Origin of the sequence: Pseudomonas sp. HAR-UPW-AIA-41 (assembly GCF_002304225.1) — a bacterium.
Lineage (GTDB): Bacteria > Pseudomonadota > Gammaproteobacteria > Pseudomonadales > Pseudomonadaceae > Aquipseudomonas.
Genome location: NZ_NSLB01000002.1, coordinates 212,599 through 228,872 on the forward strand (window position 1 = coordinate 212,599; position 16,274 = coordinate 228,872).

Consider the following 16,274-nt stretch of genomic DNA (forward strand, 5'->3'; position numbering starts at 1 on the left):
CGAACGGTCAAAAACCACTGATTCGTATGGACTTCTGCATCCAAGATTGGTCCTGATCCCCAGCTCTGCATAAGATTTTTTCCTCATAAAAGTTGCGTCCTTTTTTTCTAAGCTAGGCTCAAGGATGTTCTTAGCTATTGAGTGTCTGTTAAGTCCCCTGCTCGAAATGGCGCAAACGCAATTAATTGGCGACCCTATTCAAGCACTCATATAAAGGAGATACCCTCATGCGCGTACTTACTCCGCTGCGGAGCGCCATGCTGGTTGCCATGGCAAGCACATCGCTTCATGCAATGACTCTCACCGAAGCCATTCAAAGCACTCTGGATAACCATCCCGAGATAGCCGCCAGTGCCAGCAGCCGACTGGTTGCCGATGAGGATGTAAAGGTTGCCAAGGGGGGATATCTACCAACCGTAGACCTGCTTTCCGGCTACGGTCGCGAGCACACCGACAGCCCCTCTACACGTGTGCCCGTTGGCAGTCACAACACTGAGACTCTGACTTACAGCACCAATGAGTTGCGGCTGAGGCAAATGCTGTTCGACGGCTTCAACACGCCAAATGAAGTCGCACGTACCGAAGCGGTAGTGAATTCTCGTGCCTATTACCTGCTGGGCACTGCAGAAAGCCTGGCTCTGCGTACCGTCGAGGTTTACCTCGATGTACTAAAACGACGCGAGATGGTTTCGCTGGCAGAGAACAACCTGCGCGCTCACCAGCGCGTACATGATCAGATCAGCCTACGCAGCGACCAGGGTGTCGGCAGCACCGCAGACCGTGACCAATCCGCAGCCCGTCTGGCCCTGGCACAGAACAACCTCTACACAGAACAGGTCAATCTGCGCGATGCCGAAGCCAACTTCTTCAGCGCAACCGGGCGCATGGCTGACGAACTGGAATCACCGGCCTCCATCAAGGGAGAGGTTCCCGAGGACGTCAACAGTGCCCGCCAAGTAGTGATCAACAACAACCCCTACCTGAAATCCGCGCAGGCCGATGTCCAGGCTGCCGAGAAGCAGTATGAGGTCGCCAAGTCGCCCTTCTATCCGCGTTTCGACGCGGAGCTGTCGACCTCGGCCGGTAACAACAACGGCGGCGATGAAGGCCACGACAAGGGCTGGCGAGCCGCCGTGGTAATGAACTACAACCTGTTCAACGGCATGCGCGATAAAGCACGCCTGCAAGGTGCTGCCTATCAGATCAACGAAGCCATGGACATTCGCAACAATGCCCTGCGGGTTCTCAACGAGAACCTCAACCTGGCCTGGAACGCTCTGGAAAATGCCCGCCTGCAGACTCCCAGGGCACGAGACTACGCCGAATACAGCGCCAGCACCCGTGAGGCCTATCAGCAACAATTCAGCCTTGGCCAGCGCACCCTGCTGGATCTGCTCGACAGTGAAAACGAGCTTTTTACCGCCAATCGACGCTACACCGAAGTGCGCTACATAGAAGAGTTCTCCATGTATCGCCTGATGGCTGCCATGGGTGAGCTGTTGCGCAAACAAGGGGTCGTGGTACCGGCGGAAGCGGTAGCCCTGACCGAGGTCAAGAGTGAGGCGAGCCTGCCCAATCTGAAGTAGTTGTCACGCAGGAGCCGTACACTTGACCAGCATGGCGCAACCAGGCGGCATGGATCGCGACCCAAGGCAGAGTCATGACGATCCGTTACTCGATGGTCTGCTGATTCTTTGTCAGCAACATAATCGCAGCGCCAGCAGAGCCAGCCTCACGGCTGGCCTGCCGCTGCCCAACCAGCGCCTTACTCCCGAGTTGCTGGCTCGTTCAGCCGCACGGGCTGGCCTGCAGGCTCGCCTGCTACGGCGGGAGCTCAAGAACATTTCCGCGCTCAACCTACCGGTGCTGCTGTTGCTCAACGACGGCACCAGTGCAGTGCTCAAGCGCTGGAAAGATGATGAGGCGTTGATCCTGCCTTGTGAAGCCGAAGGCGGCGAGCAATGGGTGGAACGCAGCGCGCTGGCTGAGGCCTATTCCGGGCGAGCACTTTACGCCCGACCAAGGCATGAGCTGGAAGAGTTGCGTGAACCGCTGCTTCCTCGCGTCAATGCCTGGTTCCGGGACACACTCAAACTGTCGCGTTGGCTGTATTCGGATGCTGTACTGGCCAGTCTGATGATCAACCTCCTGGGCCTGATGATCCCGCTGTTTGTCATGCAGACTTACGACCGAGTAGTCCCCAACCAGGCCACAGCCACACTCTGGGTGCTGACCATTGGCCTGCTTATCGGCACGCTATTCGAACTACTGCTGCGACTGCTGCGCGCCTATCTGCTGGATATGGCTGGCAAAAAGACCGATGTGGTGCTTTCAGCCACACTGTTTGAACGAATCACCGGCATGTCCATGGCGGCACGCCCCGCCACCGTGGGTGGATTTGCCCAAAGCATTCACGACTTCCAGGGACTGCGAGAGTTTCTTACAGCGGTGACGCTGACCAGTCTGATCGACCTGCCATTCGCCCTACTGATGATGCTGGTGATTGGCCTGCTCGGCGGACCATTGGTCATCATCCCCCTGATCGCCTTCCCAATCACTGCAGTATTCGCTCTAGTAATCCAGGCGCGCCTGCGCGACACCGTACAAAAGAGTCTTAGCCTCGGAGCCGAGCGCCAGGCGCTGCTGATTGAAACCCTGGCGGGTCTGGAAACCCTCAAAGCCTGTAGCGCCGAAAGCGAACGTCAGCATCGCTGGGAAACCACCCACGGAGCGCTGACCCGCCTCGACAGTCATGCGCGCAATCTCGCCTCGATTGCGACCAATGGAACACTGTTCCTGCAACAGCTGGCAGGTATGGCCACCATTATCTGCGGGGTTTACCTGATCATTGCCGGGCAGATGAGCGTTGGCGCACTCGTTGCCTGCTACATGCTTGGCAGCCGAGTCATGGCACCACTAGGGCAGATTGCCGGTCTGATAACCCGCTATCAGCAGGCTCGCCTGACCATGACCAGCACCGATGCGCTGATGGCACTTCCCCAGGAACGCAATGCCGAACAACGCCCCCTGGAGCGTACACGCCTGCATGGCGGTATCGATGCTCGACAATTGAGCTTTCGCTACCCCGGGCAAAGCAGCAACGCACTGAGCAACATCAGTCTGCACATCAAACCTGGCGAGCGCATAGGCATCATCGGCCGTAGTGGCTCGGGCAAGAGTACGCTGGCACGACTGTTGATGAACTACTACAACCCCGATGAAGGCCAGCTGTTGGTCGACGGCATTGACCTGCGCCAACTCGACGTTGCTGATCTACGCCACCAGATCGGTTACGTCGCCCACGACTTGCCACTACTCTCCGGGAGTTTGCGTGACAACCTGACTCTGGGCGCCCACTACGTCAGCGACGAACACATGTTGGAGGTTGCCAATATCACCGGCGTCACCGAGCTGGCCCGGCAGCATCCACAAGGTTTTGACCGCCCCGTTGGCGAGCGCGGCCAGCTGCTCTCCGGCGGCCAGAGGCAGATGGTGTTGCTGGCCCGCGCCCTGCTCCTTGACCCACCGATACTGCTACTGGATGAGCCCACCAGCTCAATGGACAACACCAGTGAGGACGCGCTGCGCCACCGATTGGAACAATGGTCGAAAGGCAAAACCTTGCTGCTGGTTACCCACCGCGCCTCGATGCTGTCACTGGTCGAACGCCTGGTGGTGCTGGACAACGGCCATGTTGTGGCTGACGGCCCAAAAGACGCCGTAATCGATGCGTTGCGCAAAGGCCGGGTCGGTCCGGCTCTCGGCTAGGAACACAAGATGCCCAAGAAGCAAGACGAGATCGGCTATCGCGAGCGCATGCTGCAAGCCAAAAGGGACACCGAGTTCATGCCCGAAGTCGAGGGCACCATTCTCGAGGACAGTCCCTGGGCGGCTCGAATCACCGTATGGGTAGTCTGCGCTCTGCTCCTGATCGCTCTGCTGTGGGCCAAGTTTGCTGTATTGGACGAAGTCACCACTGGAGAGGGTAAAGCGATTCCATCGAGCAAGGTGCAGACGATTCAAAACCTAGAAGGCGGTATCGTCGCCGAAATCTTCATCCGTGAAGGCCAAGTGGTAAACAAGGGAGATACTCTCCTGCGACTGGACGACACCCGATTCATTTCCAACCAGGGCGAAACCGAAGCAGACCGCCTGGCTCTGATTACCCGCGTTGAACGGCTGTCCGCAGAAGCTGAAGACCGTCCAATAGAGCTGCCTGAAGAAGTATCCCAGCAGGCCCCGCAACTGGTCGAAGATGAACTGGCACTCTACCGCTCACGCCAGCAACGCCTTTCCAGCGACATCAAGACACTGGACGAACAACTACGACAAAAAAACCAGGAACTGGCTGAATTCCGCTCCAAGGCAGCGCAATACCGTTCCAGCCTCGGTCTGATCCAGCAGGAGCTGAACATGTCGCAGCCGCTGGTGCAGACTGGCGCCATCTCCCCGGTGGAAATTCTCCGTCTGCGCCGTAGCGCAGTGGAAGTACGCGGCTCACTGGACGCCACCACTCTGGCCATCCCTCGTGCAGAAGCGGCCATCGACGAGATAAAGAGCAAAATGCAGAGTGTCGAACTGGCTTTTCGAGAAGATGCACTGAAGGAACTCAATCAAGCCAGGACTGAGCTGCAGAAAATCACCGCCACCAGTGTCGCCATCGAGGATCGTGTCAGTCGTACCACTGTGGTATCGCCCGTACACGGCATCATCAAACTGCTCAAAGTCAACACCATTGGCGGCGTGGTGCAGCCCGGCAGTGATCTGGTGGAAATCGTGCCTCTGGAAGACAGCCTGCTGATCGAAGCCAAGGTGCGCCCAAAGGATGTCGCCTTCCTTCATCCCGGGCAGAAAGCCATGGTCAAGTTCAGCGCTTACGACTACACCATCTACGGTGGACTCAAGGCCAAGCTGGAAGTGATCAGTGCAGACACCATCACCGACGAGGAAGGCAACAGTTTCTACCTGATCCAGGTGCGCACCGATAAAAGCCACCTGGGCAGCGATGAAAAACCACTGTTGATCATCCCCGGCATGATCGCGACGGTGGATATCATCACCGGACAGAAGAGCGTGCTCGACTACCTGCTCAAACCCGTTTTGAAGGCACGTGCTGAAGCACTGCGCGAACGCTAGCCATCGTGATTGCGCCGGTAGGTCTCTTCTCCCATCGCCGCAATCTGTCCCTCAATCAGCGCCTCGAACGGTCGCAACAGTGCACTGAAATCGGCTGGTGCTTCCCAGCAATTGAGCACTTCAACAATTGCTTCAAGCGTCGACAAGGCTCCCGCCATCGGCGCTTTGCGCAGCCGGTAGCGCGACTCCAAGCCCTCTGGCAGGCGCACCCGCGGCAGCCTGGCCAACTGCGGATTGACATGCAATAACTTGCGCGCCTTGCGCCAGGTTCCATCGGGAACCACCAGCAGCGTCTGCCTGCCCTGCCCCGCACGCCACTCACCAATCGGCAGGGCATCCTCCCCCGGGAACAGCAGCACCGGTTCGACATCGGGCTCTGCCAGCCAACTGTCCAGCTCGGCGAACTGCTCACCAACTTCCAAGCGGGCCTGTTGCAAGCCCAGAGCAGCCAGTCGCGCCGTGTTCAGGGCATGGACTGCTTCTCTCTCATGCTGCAACAGCAACAAACGCGTGCGACTGGGCAGGCTGGGAATCAGCGGGCACAGGCAATGACTCAAGGGGCGGCAGCAGGCAGCACAACGGGGGCGCGACATCAGAACTCTCCGGCAAGCCGGCATTGTGCCACAGCCAACCTACGGCAACTTGTCGCGCGCCCTTCTGTCGCGCGGCCATGGGTCATCTGCGACGCAGGCGCTGCGGCACCTAAAGTTCACCACTTAATAAAAATCGATCCGTTTAACGTTTCGCCAAGGAAATCCCATGCCTTCCGTTCATTTCCGTCGCAGCTTGCTCGCCGCTAGTCTCGCCTGCGCATTCAGCGCCCATGCCAGCACCGTAGAGCTTGAACAGATTCGGGTCAGTGATACGCCCAGCAATGATCCAACCGCACCTTCGCTGAGCGAACGCCGCGCCGAACTGGATAAGGTTCCCGGTGCTGTGAGCACAGTCGACAGCGAAACCTACAAGAACGGCCGCAGCAGCAACCTGAAAGACGTTCTGGGCATGGCGACTGGGGTTTACATCCAACCCCGCTTTGGCGCAGAGGAGGCTCGCCTGTCGATCCGTGGCTCAGGCCTTCAGCGCACCTTCCATGGTCGCGGTTTGCTGCTGCTTCAGGATGGCGCGCCGATCAACTATGCCGATGGCAGTTTCGACTTCCAGGACATCGAGCCACTGGCAATGGACTACATCGAAGTACTGCGCGGCGCCAACGCCTGGCAGTACGGCGCCACCAACCTGGGAGGCGCGATCAATTTCCGCAGCCCCACCGGCAAAACGTCGCCCGGCGTGATCCTGCGCAGCGAGGCCGGCAGTGATGGCTACCAACGCCTGTTCGGCTCAGCGGCTGAGGACTTTGGCAACTGGGATGGCTACGTCGCCGCCTCCACCTATCAGCAAGACGGTTTCCGCGACCATGCGGATCAGGACAATCAACGCTACTTCGCCAATATTGGTGGCCGCCTCAATGAGCGCCTCAGCACACGCTTCTATGTCAGCCATGTGGAAACCGATTCGGAGCTGCCAGGCAGCCTGACCAAGGCACAGCTGCGGGAAGACCCTGAGCAAGCCAGTGCCAGCAGCATCACGGGCGACCAGAAGCGTGACTACACCCTCAACCGCGTGGGCAATATCACCACGCTGGAGCTGGACAACGGCCATAGCCTGGAACTGTCGACCTACTACCGCGAGAAGCACCTGTTTCACCCCATCTTCCAGGTGCTGGATATCGACAGCGAAGACTACGGCACCCGGTTGGCTCACCACTGGCAGGACGCTGCTGGCTGGCGCTGGACCGGTGGCGTAGAGGCCAGCCAGGGCCGTAACTGGGACTCGCGCTATCAGAATGTGTCGGGACACTCCGGCCGTAAAGTCAACGAACTGCACCAGACTGCGCGTAATCTGAATGCCTTTGGCGAGCTGGAGATTCCGTTGGCCGAGCGCTGGGCGCTGATCGCCGGCGCCGCCTGGCTGCATCAGGATCGTGATCAGGATGACCGTCTGCGCTGCAATGCCTTCGTATCAGGCTTCTGCCTGCCGCAGAATGAATCCTTCAACGAAACCTACCAGGGCCATATCGGCCGCATCGGCCTGCGTCATGATCTGGCAGAGGGTCTGCAGCTTTACACCAACCTCAGCCAGAGCATGGAGCCGCCAACCTTCTCCGAACTGTCCGGCGCTCAAATCACCAACGTCAATGAGGAGCAACGCGCCAACACCCTCGAAGCAGGCCTGCGCTGGAGTCAGCCAGACTATGCACTGGATCTGGCTGTGTACCGCAGCGAAGTGCGCGACGAACTGCTTTCGCTCAACGATGCCAACGGGCAACCGCTGGGCACAATCAACGCTGACCGTACCCTGCACCAGGGCATTGAGCTGGGTGGAGAGTTGCATGTGGGTAGCTTTGTCGCCCGCGGACAGTACCTCTACAACGACTTCCGCTTCGTTAACGATGACACCTATGGCGACAACGCACTGGCCGGTATGCCGAGCCAGTTCCTCAAAGGCGAGGTTCTGTGGGAGCAGGATGGCTGGTATGCCGGCCCGACCGCCGAGTGGGTTCCGGTGCACTACGCCGTCGATCACGCCGAAACGCTGTACGCCGAAGGCTATGCCATCTGGGGCCTGAAAGGCGGCTACCGTCCGAGTGAAGGATTGGGCTTCTTCATCGAAGGCCGCAATCTTTCGGATAAGACCTACATTGCCACCACCGGCGTGATCGCGGATGCCAATGGGCAAGACAGCGCTCAGTTCATGCCAGGTGATGGCCGCAGCCTCTTCGCCGGAATCGAGTGGCGGATGTGAATATGAGTCAGACTCAGCCGTTGCGAAAATCCAGCGGCTGGCATCAGCGACTGCTGCGACTGCTTCCCTGGCACCGACGACTGGCCCTTGTGGCCAGCATCGGCGTACTTAGCTGGGCGCTGTCGGGCATGCTGCATCCGCTGATGACAGCACTACAGCCACAGCCGGCAACACCAATGCCGCCACAGACACCACAGCTCCTTGAGGGCCTGCAGGCTCCTCGTGATGTTCTGCAAGCCGCAGGGATTGCCCAGGTACAAGCGCTGCGTCTGATCGTTCTGGACGGTGAAGCCTGGTATCAGGTGCGCTTAGCCGGGCAACTGACACCCCGTTACTGGAACGCCCGCAGCGGTGCTGCCGCCGACCTCTCGGAGCGTCATGCCGAGCAACTGGCGGCTCATTTTCTGGGCAGCACAGAAGCACTCAAGGCCGGCATCACCCTCAACCAGTTCGGGGCTGAATACGCCTACATCAACCGGCTGCTTCCCGTGGTGCAAGTCAATACGGCACGTGACGATGGTCTGCGCGTCTATGTGGACCTGTTTCAGGATCGTCTGGGCACGCTGGTTGATGATCGCAAGGCACTGTTCAGCAGCGCCTTTCTCAACCTGCACAGTTTTGCCTGGCTGGACGGCACGGGGAGCTTCAGGCCGCTACTGATGTTGCTTCTGCTCGCGGCAGTCCTGCTCACGGTGCTGATGGGCATCAGCCTGTTCGTCGCGAGGCGTCAGGCTCGAACAACCCTGCGCCGCCTCCACGGCATTGGCGGAGTTGGTCTGGCGATTCTGAGCCTGGGTTTTGCCAGCAGCGCCTGTTGGCATGTGTTGCACAAGCACACTGCCCAGCCTGCGCCCGCTGGTTTCACACCGGCGCTGGATGTCAGCGCACTGACCACCGCGCCAAATGGAAGCTGGCTGGAAGCCCATGAAACGCTACAGCGTGTCAGCCTGCTGCAGCTCGACGGTAAACCGATCTGGCGCCTGCAAGGTCAGCGATTCGGCAAGCTACCCACGCTGCGCTACGTAGATGCTCTGGGACAACCACTCGACGACATTGCACCTCTGCGCTATGCCGAACAGCGCTTCGCTCACTACGCCCGGCAATTGGGGCTCGCAGAACCAAAGACGATCACTCTGCAAACGCAGTTTGATCATGAGTATGGCTTTGTCATGAAGCGCTTACCGGTGCTCAAAGCGCACTATGCCGACGACCAGCGGAGCAGCCTGTACATCGACCCACTGGATGGAGCGCTCAGTGCGCACATTACCCAGCCTGACAGACTGGAAGGTTTTTCCTTCGCCTACCTGCACAAGTGGGCATTTCTGAATGACTGGAGCAAAACTGGCAAAGACGTGCTGCTGACACTGGCAGCCCTCGCCCATCTGCTGCTGGTAGCGGGCGGCCTGTGGCTTTATCGGCAAAGTCGCCGCTGACTCAGGCTCTTAACGCAAAAGCCCCTGGTTCTCACCAGGGGCTTTTGTTTTAGCGCCGTTGACGCTGCTGCAGTTGTCGCCGTCGCAGCTCTTCGGCCGTCATGACCCTGACAGGCTCAAGGCGAGGCGCATCGACCAGCCCCAGCATCTGGAGCCATGCTTGAAACATGCTGTGCAACCTGGCTTTCATACTGCTACCTCCTGCCAAGAGCGCTACCGAAACCGCTTTTCCAGCGGACAATTCAAGCTTAGCCGATTACGCCGGCCATAGCCTGACGCAAATCATTTCATTCCATTAACTCGGCAGGAGACCGCTGCCGGCGATACGGGAATACGTCGATCACCTTGCCCTCGCGAATCTGCTCCTGCAGCCCCTGCCAGTACTCGGCCTTGTACAGATCACCATGCAGCTGGTTGAACAGCTTGCGGTGTTTGATATCGGCAAAGAGGAAGGTCGGGAACTCCTCGGGGAACACGTCATTGGGGCCGACCGAGTACCAGGGCTCGCTGGACATTTCGTCCTCCGGGTAACGCGGTGGCGGGATACGCCGGAAGTTCACCTCGGTCAGGTAGCTGATCTCGTCGTAGTCGTAGAACACCACGCGGCCATGACGGGTGACGCCGAAATTCTTCAGCAGCATGTCGCCGGGGAAGATATTGGCCGCCGCCAGTTGCTTGATGGCCAGACCATAATCATCCAACGCATCACGCACCTGAGCCTCGTTGGCCTGCTCCAGGTAGATGTTCAGCGGAGTCATGCGGCGCTCGGTCCAGCAGTGCCGTACCAGCACCATGTCGCCCTGCACCTGCACGGTCGAGGGAGCCACTTCCAGCAGTTCGACCAGACACTCGGGATCGAACTTCGACAGCGGGAAGCGGAAGTCGGAGAACTCCTGGGTATCGGCCATGCGCCCGACCCGGTCGACGCTTTTCACCAGGCGGTACTTCTCCACCACCGTGGCCCGATCTACGTTCTTCGACGGCGAGAAGCGGTCCTTGATGATCTTGAACACGGTATTGAAGCCCGGCAGGGTGAACACGCTCATGACCATGCCGCGCACACCGGGCGCCATGATGAAGCGGTCATCCGAGTTGGCCAGGTGGCTGATCAGCGCCCGGTAGAACTCCGACTTGCCGTGCTTGTAGAAACCGATCGAGGTGTACAGCTCGGCGATGTGCTTGCCCGGCAGGATCTTGCGCAGGAAACCGATGAACTCGGCCGGATAGCCGACCCGCACCATGAAGTAGGAACGGGTGAAGGAGAAGATGATCGACACTTCCGATTCATCGGTGATCAGAGCATCGACGCTGATGCCCTGCCCTTCGCGGTGGAGAAACGGCAGCACCAGTGGCCACTGTTCGTCGCGGGTATAAATGCGTCCGACCAGATAGGCACCCTTGTTGCGATACAGGCGCGAGCTGAACAGCTCGATGCACAGTTCCGGATCCTTGCACACCCAGTCCGGCAGATTCTGCCGCAGCTGGGTGAGCAGGTGTTTCTCATCACGCTCGCGGTTCTCGTACGGCACCTCGAACTTGTAGTCGTCGAAGATCTCCGCCATGGCCCGTTCCAAATCACCACGCGGGTGATAGCTGCGCACCTGCGGCGCCCGCTCGTTGAGGCGCAACGCCGGACGGGTGGTGTGGATGAACATGCAGCCGTCGCTGATCTGGTCATGATTGAACAGACCGCAGAAGATCGAGTTGTACCAGGTCTCGGCCAACTCATCGTCGAAGCGGCTGTCGATCAAACCGATGTAAGCGAACTTGATCAGCGGCCAACGTTCGATGTCCTGCAAATCACCGTTGATAAAACGCTGATGAAGCGTCTCGATCACCTCGCTGACCTTTTCCTCGTAGAGGTTGATCCGCTCAGCCGAAGCCTGCTGAATTTCCTGCCACTGCGCCTGCTCGAAGCGACGCCGGCCACCGTTGGTGATCTGCCGGAAATGCTCACGGTAATCATCGAAGCCATCGAGTATCGCCTGAGCGATAGCGGCCGCCGCCTGTTGCTGGACCATAGAACTGCCTCTGTGGTTGGCAGGCCGTTGAAAAACTACCTGCGTTGTCCGGCCGTTGTTAAAAACAGCCTCAAAATGCTCATTTACAGCACGTAAATTGCGCTTTATCGGCTGCTTTTGCCTAGGCCAGCCTTCCTCGCAAACGCTTTTCAACAGCCTGTTAGAGCGAAAGCCCGAGCTTAGCCAGTGCGCCGCTTCAGGGAAAGCGCGACGAACGGATTGTTGCAGCCACCCGCCACCACGAGCGCGCCGCTCAAGCCAGGTGCTGTTCGCGCAGGTACTGCTCCAGGTAATGGATAAACACCTGGACCTTATGCGCGTGGCGCCTGTGGCTGGGATACACGGCCAGGATATGCGCGCCGAAAGCGTCCGGGTCCACCGACCAGTCCGGCAGCAACCGCACCAGCCGGCCATCAGCCAGGTAGGGCGCCACGCTCCACAGCGGCGCATGCAGAATACCCAGCCCAGCAAGAGCACTGTTCAGCAGCAGATCATAGTTGCCGCTGAGCAGCCGCCCGACCGGCAACTCCAGGCGCCGCACCTCCTCACCGCGGCGCAGCTGCCAGATATGCCGATTGAGGGCCGGATGCCAGTACAGCAACCAGTCGTGCTCAAGCAGGTTGTCCAGCCGCACTTCCAGCGGCTGGCGCGCCAGATAGGTCGGACTGGCAGCCAGCACGATCTCATTGCGGCCGATCGGCCTGGCAATCAAGCCCGGCAGATCACAGGCACCCTCATGCAAGATCAGGTCGTGCCCGCTGCCGAGAATGGACTGATCGTCGTCGCTCAAATCCACCTGCAGGCGCAGCTGCGGATGATCCAGGGCGAAGCGTGCACACACCTCGCCTAGGAAGGCCGCACCGAAGGCCAGCGGCGCGGCGATACGCAGTTCTCCATGCAGTTTGCGCTGCAACTGACCAATCGCCTCGCTGGCCTGCCCAAGGCAGGCCAGCGCCTCACGGACAGCTTGAGCATACAGGCGGCCGGCTTCGGTCAACTGAATGCGCCGCGTGCTGCGTTCGAACAGTCGCGCCCCCAATTCAGCCTCCAGCGCCGCAATGGTCTTGGCCACGGCCGAAGGAGTCTTGCCCAACTGCTCGGCGGCCCGACTGAAGCTGTTCTGCTCTACCACGCACACCAGAGTGGTCAGCGCACTGTACTTGTCCACGATTTAGTCCCAACAGGAATAAAAGTTATGCCAGAAGTCCGCTTTCGGCAGATCGAAACATTTCCTTAGTCTGCGGCCAAGCCTAACAAAAACAAGGATTACAACATGCACCGGGTTCTTCCCACTCTTCTTGGCCTGACCATCGCTTGTGCCTCAACGGAAAGCATGGCCGCTGCCGACCTGATCATCACCCACGCCAAGGTCTACACCGCCGAACCGGGCCAGGCCCTGCAGCAGGCAGTCGCCATCGAGGATGGCAAGATCCTCAAGGTCGGCAGCAACAGCGAGATGGAGGCACTGGCCGACGCCGGTACGCAGCGCATCAACCTCGGCGGCAAGGTGCTGATGCCGGGCATGATCGACACCCACAGCCACCCGGTCATGGCCGCCCTCGACAGCCTGGGCGCCAACCTCTACGACGAACTGCTGCCGCTGGAGCAGTTCGAGCAATGGCTGATCGAGGAAGAGAAAGCCGGCCGCGCCAAACATCAGGGCGTGGTACTGGTCAGCGGCATGAACTCCTCCTACTGGGAACAGGCAGAAGGCCTCGGTCAGCGCTTCAATCAGGGCCGCTGGCAGGACGTACCGGTGGTACTCAGCGGCATCGACGGCCACACCGGCTGGGCCAACAACGCAATGCTCAAGCGGGTCGGCATCGACGCCGCCATGGTCAGGGCGCAGCCGGAGAAGGAACGCAGTTTCATCGGCCACAGCGCCGACTTCACGCCCAACGGCTACCTGGCCGAAACGGCCTGGGATTTGGTGCGCAGCCAGCTGCCGGCTCCGGACGATGAGCTGATGCTGCAGGCAGCGCGCAAGGCGGTAGCAGTCAACAACTCGGTGGGTGTGACCGCCTGGATGGATGCCGCCGCCAACGGCGGAGTCGGCGCCTCGCTGTTCGAGATGCGCCCCACCGAGCAGGACCTGGGAGTCCTGCCGCTGTACCGGAGCCTGTCCGAGAAGGGTGAACTGAGCGCCCATGTCGCGGCCCTGCTGCTGGCGCATCCACAAAGCCTGCCGAAAGACCTGGAGGTACAGGCCAAGGTGATGCAGCAGTTCGCCAACGTGCCGAACCTGACCTTCCCCGGCATCAAGATTTTCCTCGACGGCATCATGGAGTTCCCCGGCCAGACCGCCGCCATGCTCGATCCGTTCAAGAACAGCCTCAAGCGCGGCCAGTTGCTGATCGACCCCGCCACCTTCCCCAAACTGGTGGAAGCGGCCGAGCAGCGCGGCTGGATCGTACACATGCACGCCGTGGGCGACCGGGCCGTGCGCGAGGGGCTCAACGCCGTGGCCAAAGCCCGCCAGCTCTCGCCGGCGCCGGTACCGCACAGCATCAGCCACCTGCAAACGGTCAATCCCAAGGAGTTTCCGCGCTTCAGGGAGCTGGGGGTGATCGCCTCCATGCAGCTGCTCTGGGCCACCGCCGAGACCTACACCGAGGAACTGGTCAAACCCTATGTCAGCGCCATGGCCTATCAGTATCAATACCCGGCCCGCTCGCTGAACAAGGCCGGCGCGACCATCGCCGGGGCCAGCGACTGGCCGGTGTCCAGCCCCAACCCGTGGAACGCCATCGCCCAGGCCAGCACCCGCAAGGGACCTCTGGGCGTGCTCAATGCCGCCGAGAGCATCGACCGCCAGAGCATGTTCCAGGCCTACACCCTCAACGCCGCCAAGGCTCTGCGTCTGGAGCAGCGCATCGGCTCCATCGCCCCGGGCAAGCAGGCCGACCTGATCGTGCTGGATCGCGATGTATTCACGGTCAGTGATGCCGAACTGTTCGACACCCAGGTCGTGACCACCTACTTCGCCGGCAAACCGGTGTACCAGGCCCCGACCGACAACAGCGTCGCCCAAGCGCAATAACGCCGTCATTGCCGCACCGCCCTGCGCACTATGCGCAGTGGTCGGCTGCGGCCCTGTATCTGCCGCCATACAACAACCACAACAGGGCTCAACCATGCACGCATGCAAACCACTCATCCTGGCGTTCGCCGCACTCACCACCAGCCAGCTGGCGCAGGCTGTCGAACTCAGCGATTCACTGAACCTGGCCATTACCCCGGCCCTGGTCAGCGACTACCGCAGCAGCGGCATCTCGCAGACCCTCGGTGATCCCGCCGCGCAACTCGACATGATGCTCAGCCACGCCAGCGGCCTGTATGCCGGGGTGTGGACCAGCAACGTCGAGTTCGGCTACGACTGGGAGAAGGACGATGACTACGGCACCCGCCAGGAGGTCGACTATTACGCCGGCTACTACTGGCAACTGAGCGACGACATCAGTCTGGACACCTACTACAACAAGTACACCTACCCCGGCGAAAGCCAGTTCAACGGCGCCGATATCTACCTGACCCTTGAGGCCTATGGCTTCTTCATCGGTGGCAAGCACTCCCACGACACCGACAATACCGCCGTCACGCAGTACCTGGGATACCGCACTCAGCTGCCGCTGGAGATCGGTCTGGAGCTGCGTGCTGAACAGGTCGACTACAAGGACGAGGTGTTCTGGAACGCTGACTGGACCAAAGGTGAAGAGAAGTACAACAACTGGGAGGTCAAACTGACCCGCGACATGCTCGGCGCCACCTGGAGCCTGAGCTATGTCGACACCGACCTGTCCGATGCCCAGTGCGCCAGCTTTTCCGGCTACGACGACCTGTGCTCGGCCGGGGCGGTGGCAAGTGTCAGTAAATCTTTCTGAAACTGTAACGGTAGATTGACGGCCAGTTGTCGATTGCGCCGCCGCAACGGCGGCGTAAGCTGAGCGCCTCATTTCAGGACGCGCCCCATGCAACCCGCCGATCTGCTGCGCCTCATCAGCCTTGCCGCCATCTGGGGTGCCAGCTTTCTCTTCATGCGCATCGCCGCGCCGGTGCTGGGGGCCATCCCCACCGCCTTCTTCCGGGTGTCCCTGGCGGCACTCGGCCTGTTCGCCCTGCTTCTGGTGCTGCGCGTGCCGCTGGACTTTCGCGGCAAGCTGCGCGCCACCCTGGCGCTCGGCCTGATCAATTCAGGGATTCCCGCCACCTGCTACACCTTCGCCGCCCTGGTGCTGCCGGCCGGCTACTCGGCCATCTTCAACGCCACCACGCCGCTGATGGGCGTGCTGATCGGCGCCCTGTTCTTTCGCGAAGGGCTGACCCTGGGCAAGGGCATCGGGGTATTTCTTGGCTTGTTCGGCGTCGCCCTGCTGACCCGCACCGGGCCACTGGCCTTCAATCTGGAACTGCTCTGGGGCGCCCTCGCCTGCCTCGGCGCCACCACCTGCTACGGCTTTGCCGGTTACCTGGCCCGACGCTGGCTGGATCAGCAGGGCGGGCTGGACAGTCGGCTGGCCTCTCTGGGCAGCATGCTCGGCGCCTGCCTGTTGCTCACGCCGATCTTCCTCTGGTCGCTGTGGAGCCAGCCACCAGCCAGCTGGGGCGGCAGCCGCGAATGGCTGGCCCTGCTCGGCCTGGGCCTGCTCTGCACGGCGTTCGCCTATGTCCTGTACTTCCAGCTGCTGAGCCGCGCCGGCCCGCTGAAAGCCATGGCGGTGACCTTCCTGATCCCGCCATTCGGCGTGTTGTGGGGCGTGTTGCTGCTCGATGAGCCGCTGTCCTGGGCTTATCTGTACGGCGGCGCACTGATCCTGGTGGCGCTGTATCTGGTGCTGCGGCCGCAGGTGACCAGCGGCGAGCCGGCCTGACCCTCAGCCGCCGA

Annotated in this window: 12 protein-coding genes; 8 read left to right on the forward strand and 4 right to left on the reverse strand. The window is 60.5% G+C overall.

Annotation, left to right across the window (positions count from 1 at the left end):
• The first annotated feature begins 227 nt into the window (after positions 1-227).
• From CK486_RS05265 to CK486_RS05275, 3 genes are read left to right on the forward strand one after another with little or no spacing between them, the layout of a single operon-like run.
• Positions 228-1,586 (forward strand): TolC family outer membrane protein, encoded by a 1,359-nt coding sequence (locus tag CK486_RS05265; RefSeq protein WP_095939234.1) that lies wholly within the window; start codon positions 228-230, stop codon positions 1,584-1,586.
• 22 nt (positions 1,587-1,608) lie between these two features.
• The gene (locus CK486_RS05270) at positions 1,609-3,768 is read left to right on the forward strand and encodes a type I secretion system permease/ATPase (protein WP_095939235.1); all 2,160 of its coding nucleotides are present in this window, start codon (positions 1,609-1,611) and stop codon (positions 3,766-3,768) included.
• 9 nt (positions 3,769-3,777) lie between these two features.
• Positions 3,778-5,136 carry an HlyD family type I secretion periplasmic adaptor subunit gene (locus tag CK486_RS05275; protein WP_095939236.1) on the forward strand — a complete coding sequence of 453 codons (1,359 nt, stop codon included), beginning with the start codon at positions 3,778-3,780 and terminating at the stop codon, positions 5,134-5,136.
• Here the strand turns inward: CK486_RS05275 and CK486_RS05280 are convergent.
• Positions 5,133-5,729, reverse strand: coding sequence for a tRNA-uridine aminocarboxypropyltransferase (locus tag CK486_RS05280; protein WP_095939237.1), 597 nt, complete (start codon positions 5,727-5,729; stop codon positions 5,133-5,135). The two genes, CK486_RS05275 and CK486_RS05280, sit on opposite strands and share 4 nt — an antisense overlap.
• A gap of 166 nt (positions 5,730-5,895) precedes the next feature.
• Here CK486_RS05280 and CK486_RS05285 point away from each other — a divergent pair, with 166 nt between their 5' ends.
• Positions 5,896-7,938, forward strand: a complete 2,043-nt coding sequence (locus CK486_RS05285; protein ID WP_095939238.1) for a TonB-dependent receptor — start codon at positions 5,896-5,898, stop codon at positions 7,936-7,938.
• 2 nt (positions 7,939-7,940) lie between these two features.
• On the forward strand, positions 7,941-9,371 hold the full coding sequence (locus tag CK486_RS05290) for a hypothetical protein (protein ID WP_095939239.1): 1,431 nt from the start codon (positions 7,941-7,943) through the stop codon (positions 9,369-9,371).
• A gap of 49 nt (positions 9,372-9,420) precedes the next feature.
• Here CK486_RS05290 and CK486_RS18390 read toward each other — a convergent pair whose 3' ends face one another.
• From CK486_RS18390 to CK486_RS05300, 3 genes are all read right to left on the reverse strand, one after another.
• Positions 9,421-9,561, reverse strand: coding sequence for a PA1414 family protein (locus tag CK486_RS18390; RefSeq protein ID WP_305885194.1), 141 nt, complete (start codon positions 9,559-9,561; stop codon positions 9,421-9,423).
• 97 nt (positions 9,562-9,658) lie between these two features.
• Complete coding sequence (aceK, locus tag CK486_RS05295) at positions 9,659-11,392, reverse strand: bifunctional isocitrate dehydrogenase kinase/phosphatase (protein WP_095939240.1); 1,734 nt, start codon at positions 11,390-11,392, stop codon at positions 9,659-9,661.
• Between the two features lie 253 nt (positions 11,393-11,645).
• A complete protein-coding gene (locus CK486_RS05300; RefSeq protein WP_095939241.1) occupies positions 11,646-12,560 on the reverse strand; it encodes a LysR family transcriptional regulator in 915 nt (304 codons plus the stop codon).
• 105 nt (positions 12,561-12,665) lie between these two features.
• Between CK486_RS05300 and CK486_RS05305 the strand changes: the two genes are divergently transcribed.
• The 3 genes from CK486_RS05305 to CK486_RS05315 all read left to right on the forward strand — a co-directional run bounded on the left by CK486_RS05305 (position 12,666) and on the right by CK486_RS05315 (position 16,260).
• Positions 12,666-14,432, forward strand: a complete 1,767-nt coding sequence (locus tag CK486_RS05305) for an amidohydrolase (protein WP_095939242.1) — start codon at positions 12,666-12,668, stop codon at positions 14,430-14,432.
• A 94-nt stretch (positions 14,433-14,526) separates the two neighbouring features.
• The gene (locus CK486_RS05310) at positions 14,527-15,273 is read left to right on the forward strand and encodes a TorF family putative porin (protein WP_095939243.1); all 747 of its coding nucleotides are present in this window, start codon (positions 14,527-14,529) and stop codon (positions 15,271-15,273) included.
• An 87-nt stretch (positions 15,274-15,360) separates the two neighbouring features.
• Entirely contained in the window at positions 15,361-16,260 is a 900-nt protein-coding gene (locus tag CK486_RS05315; protein WP_095939244.1) for a DMT family transporter, read from the forward strand.
• The last annotated feature ends 14 nt before the right edge of the window (positions 16,261-16,274 follow it).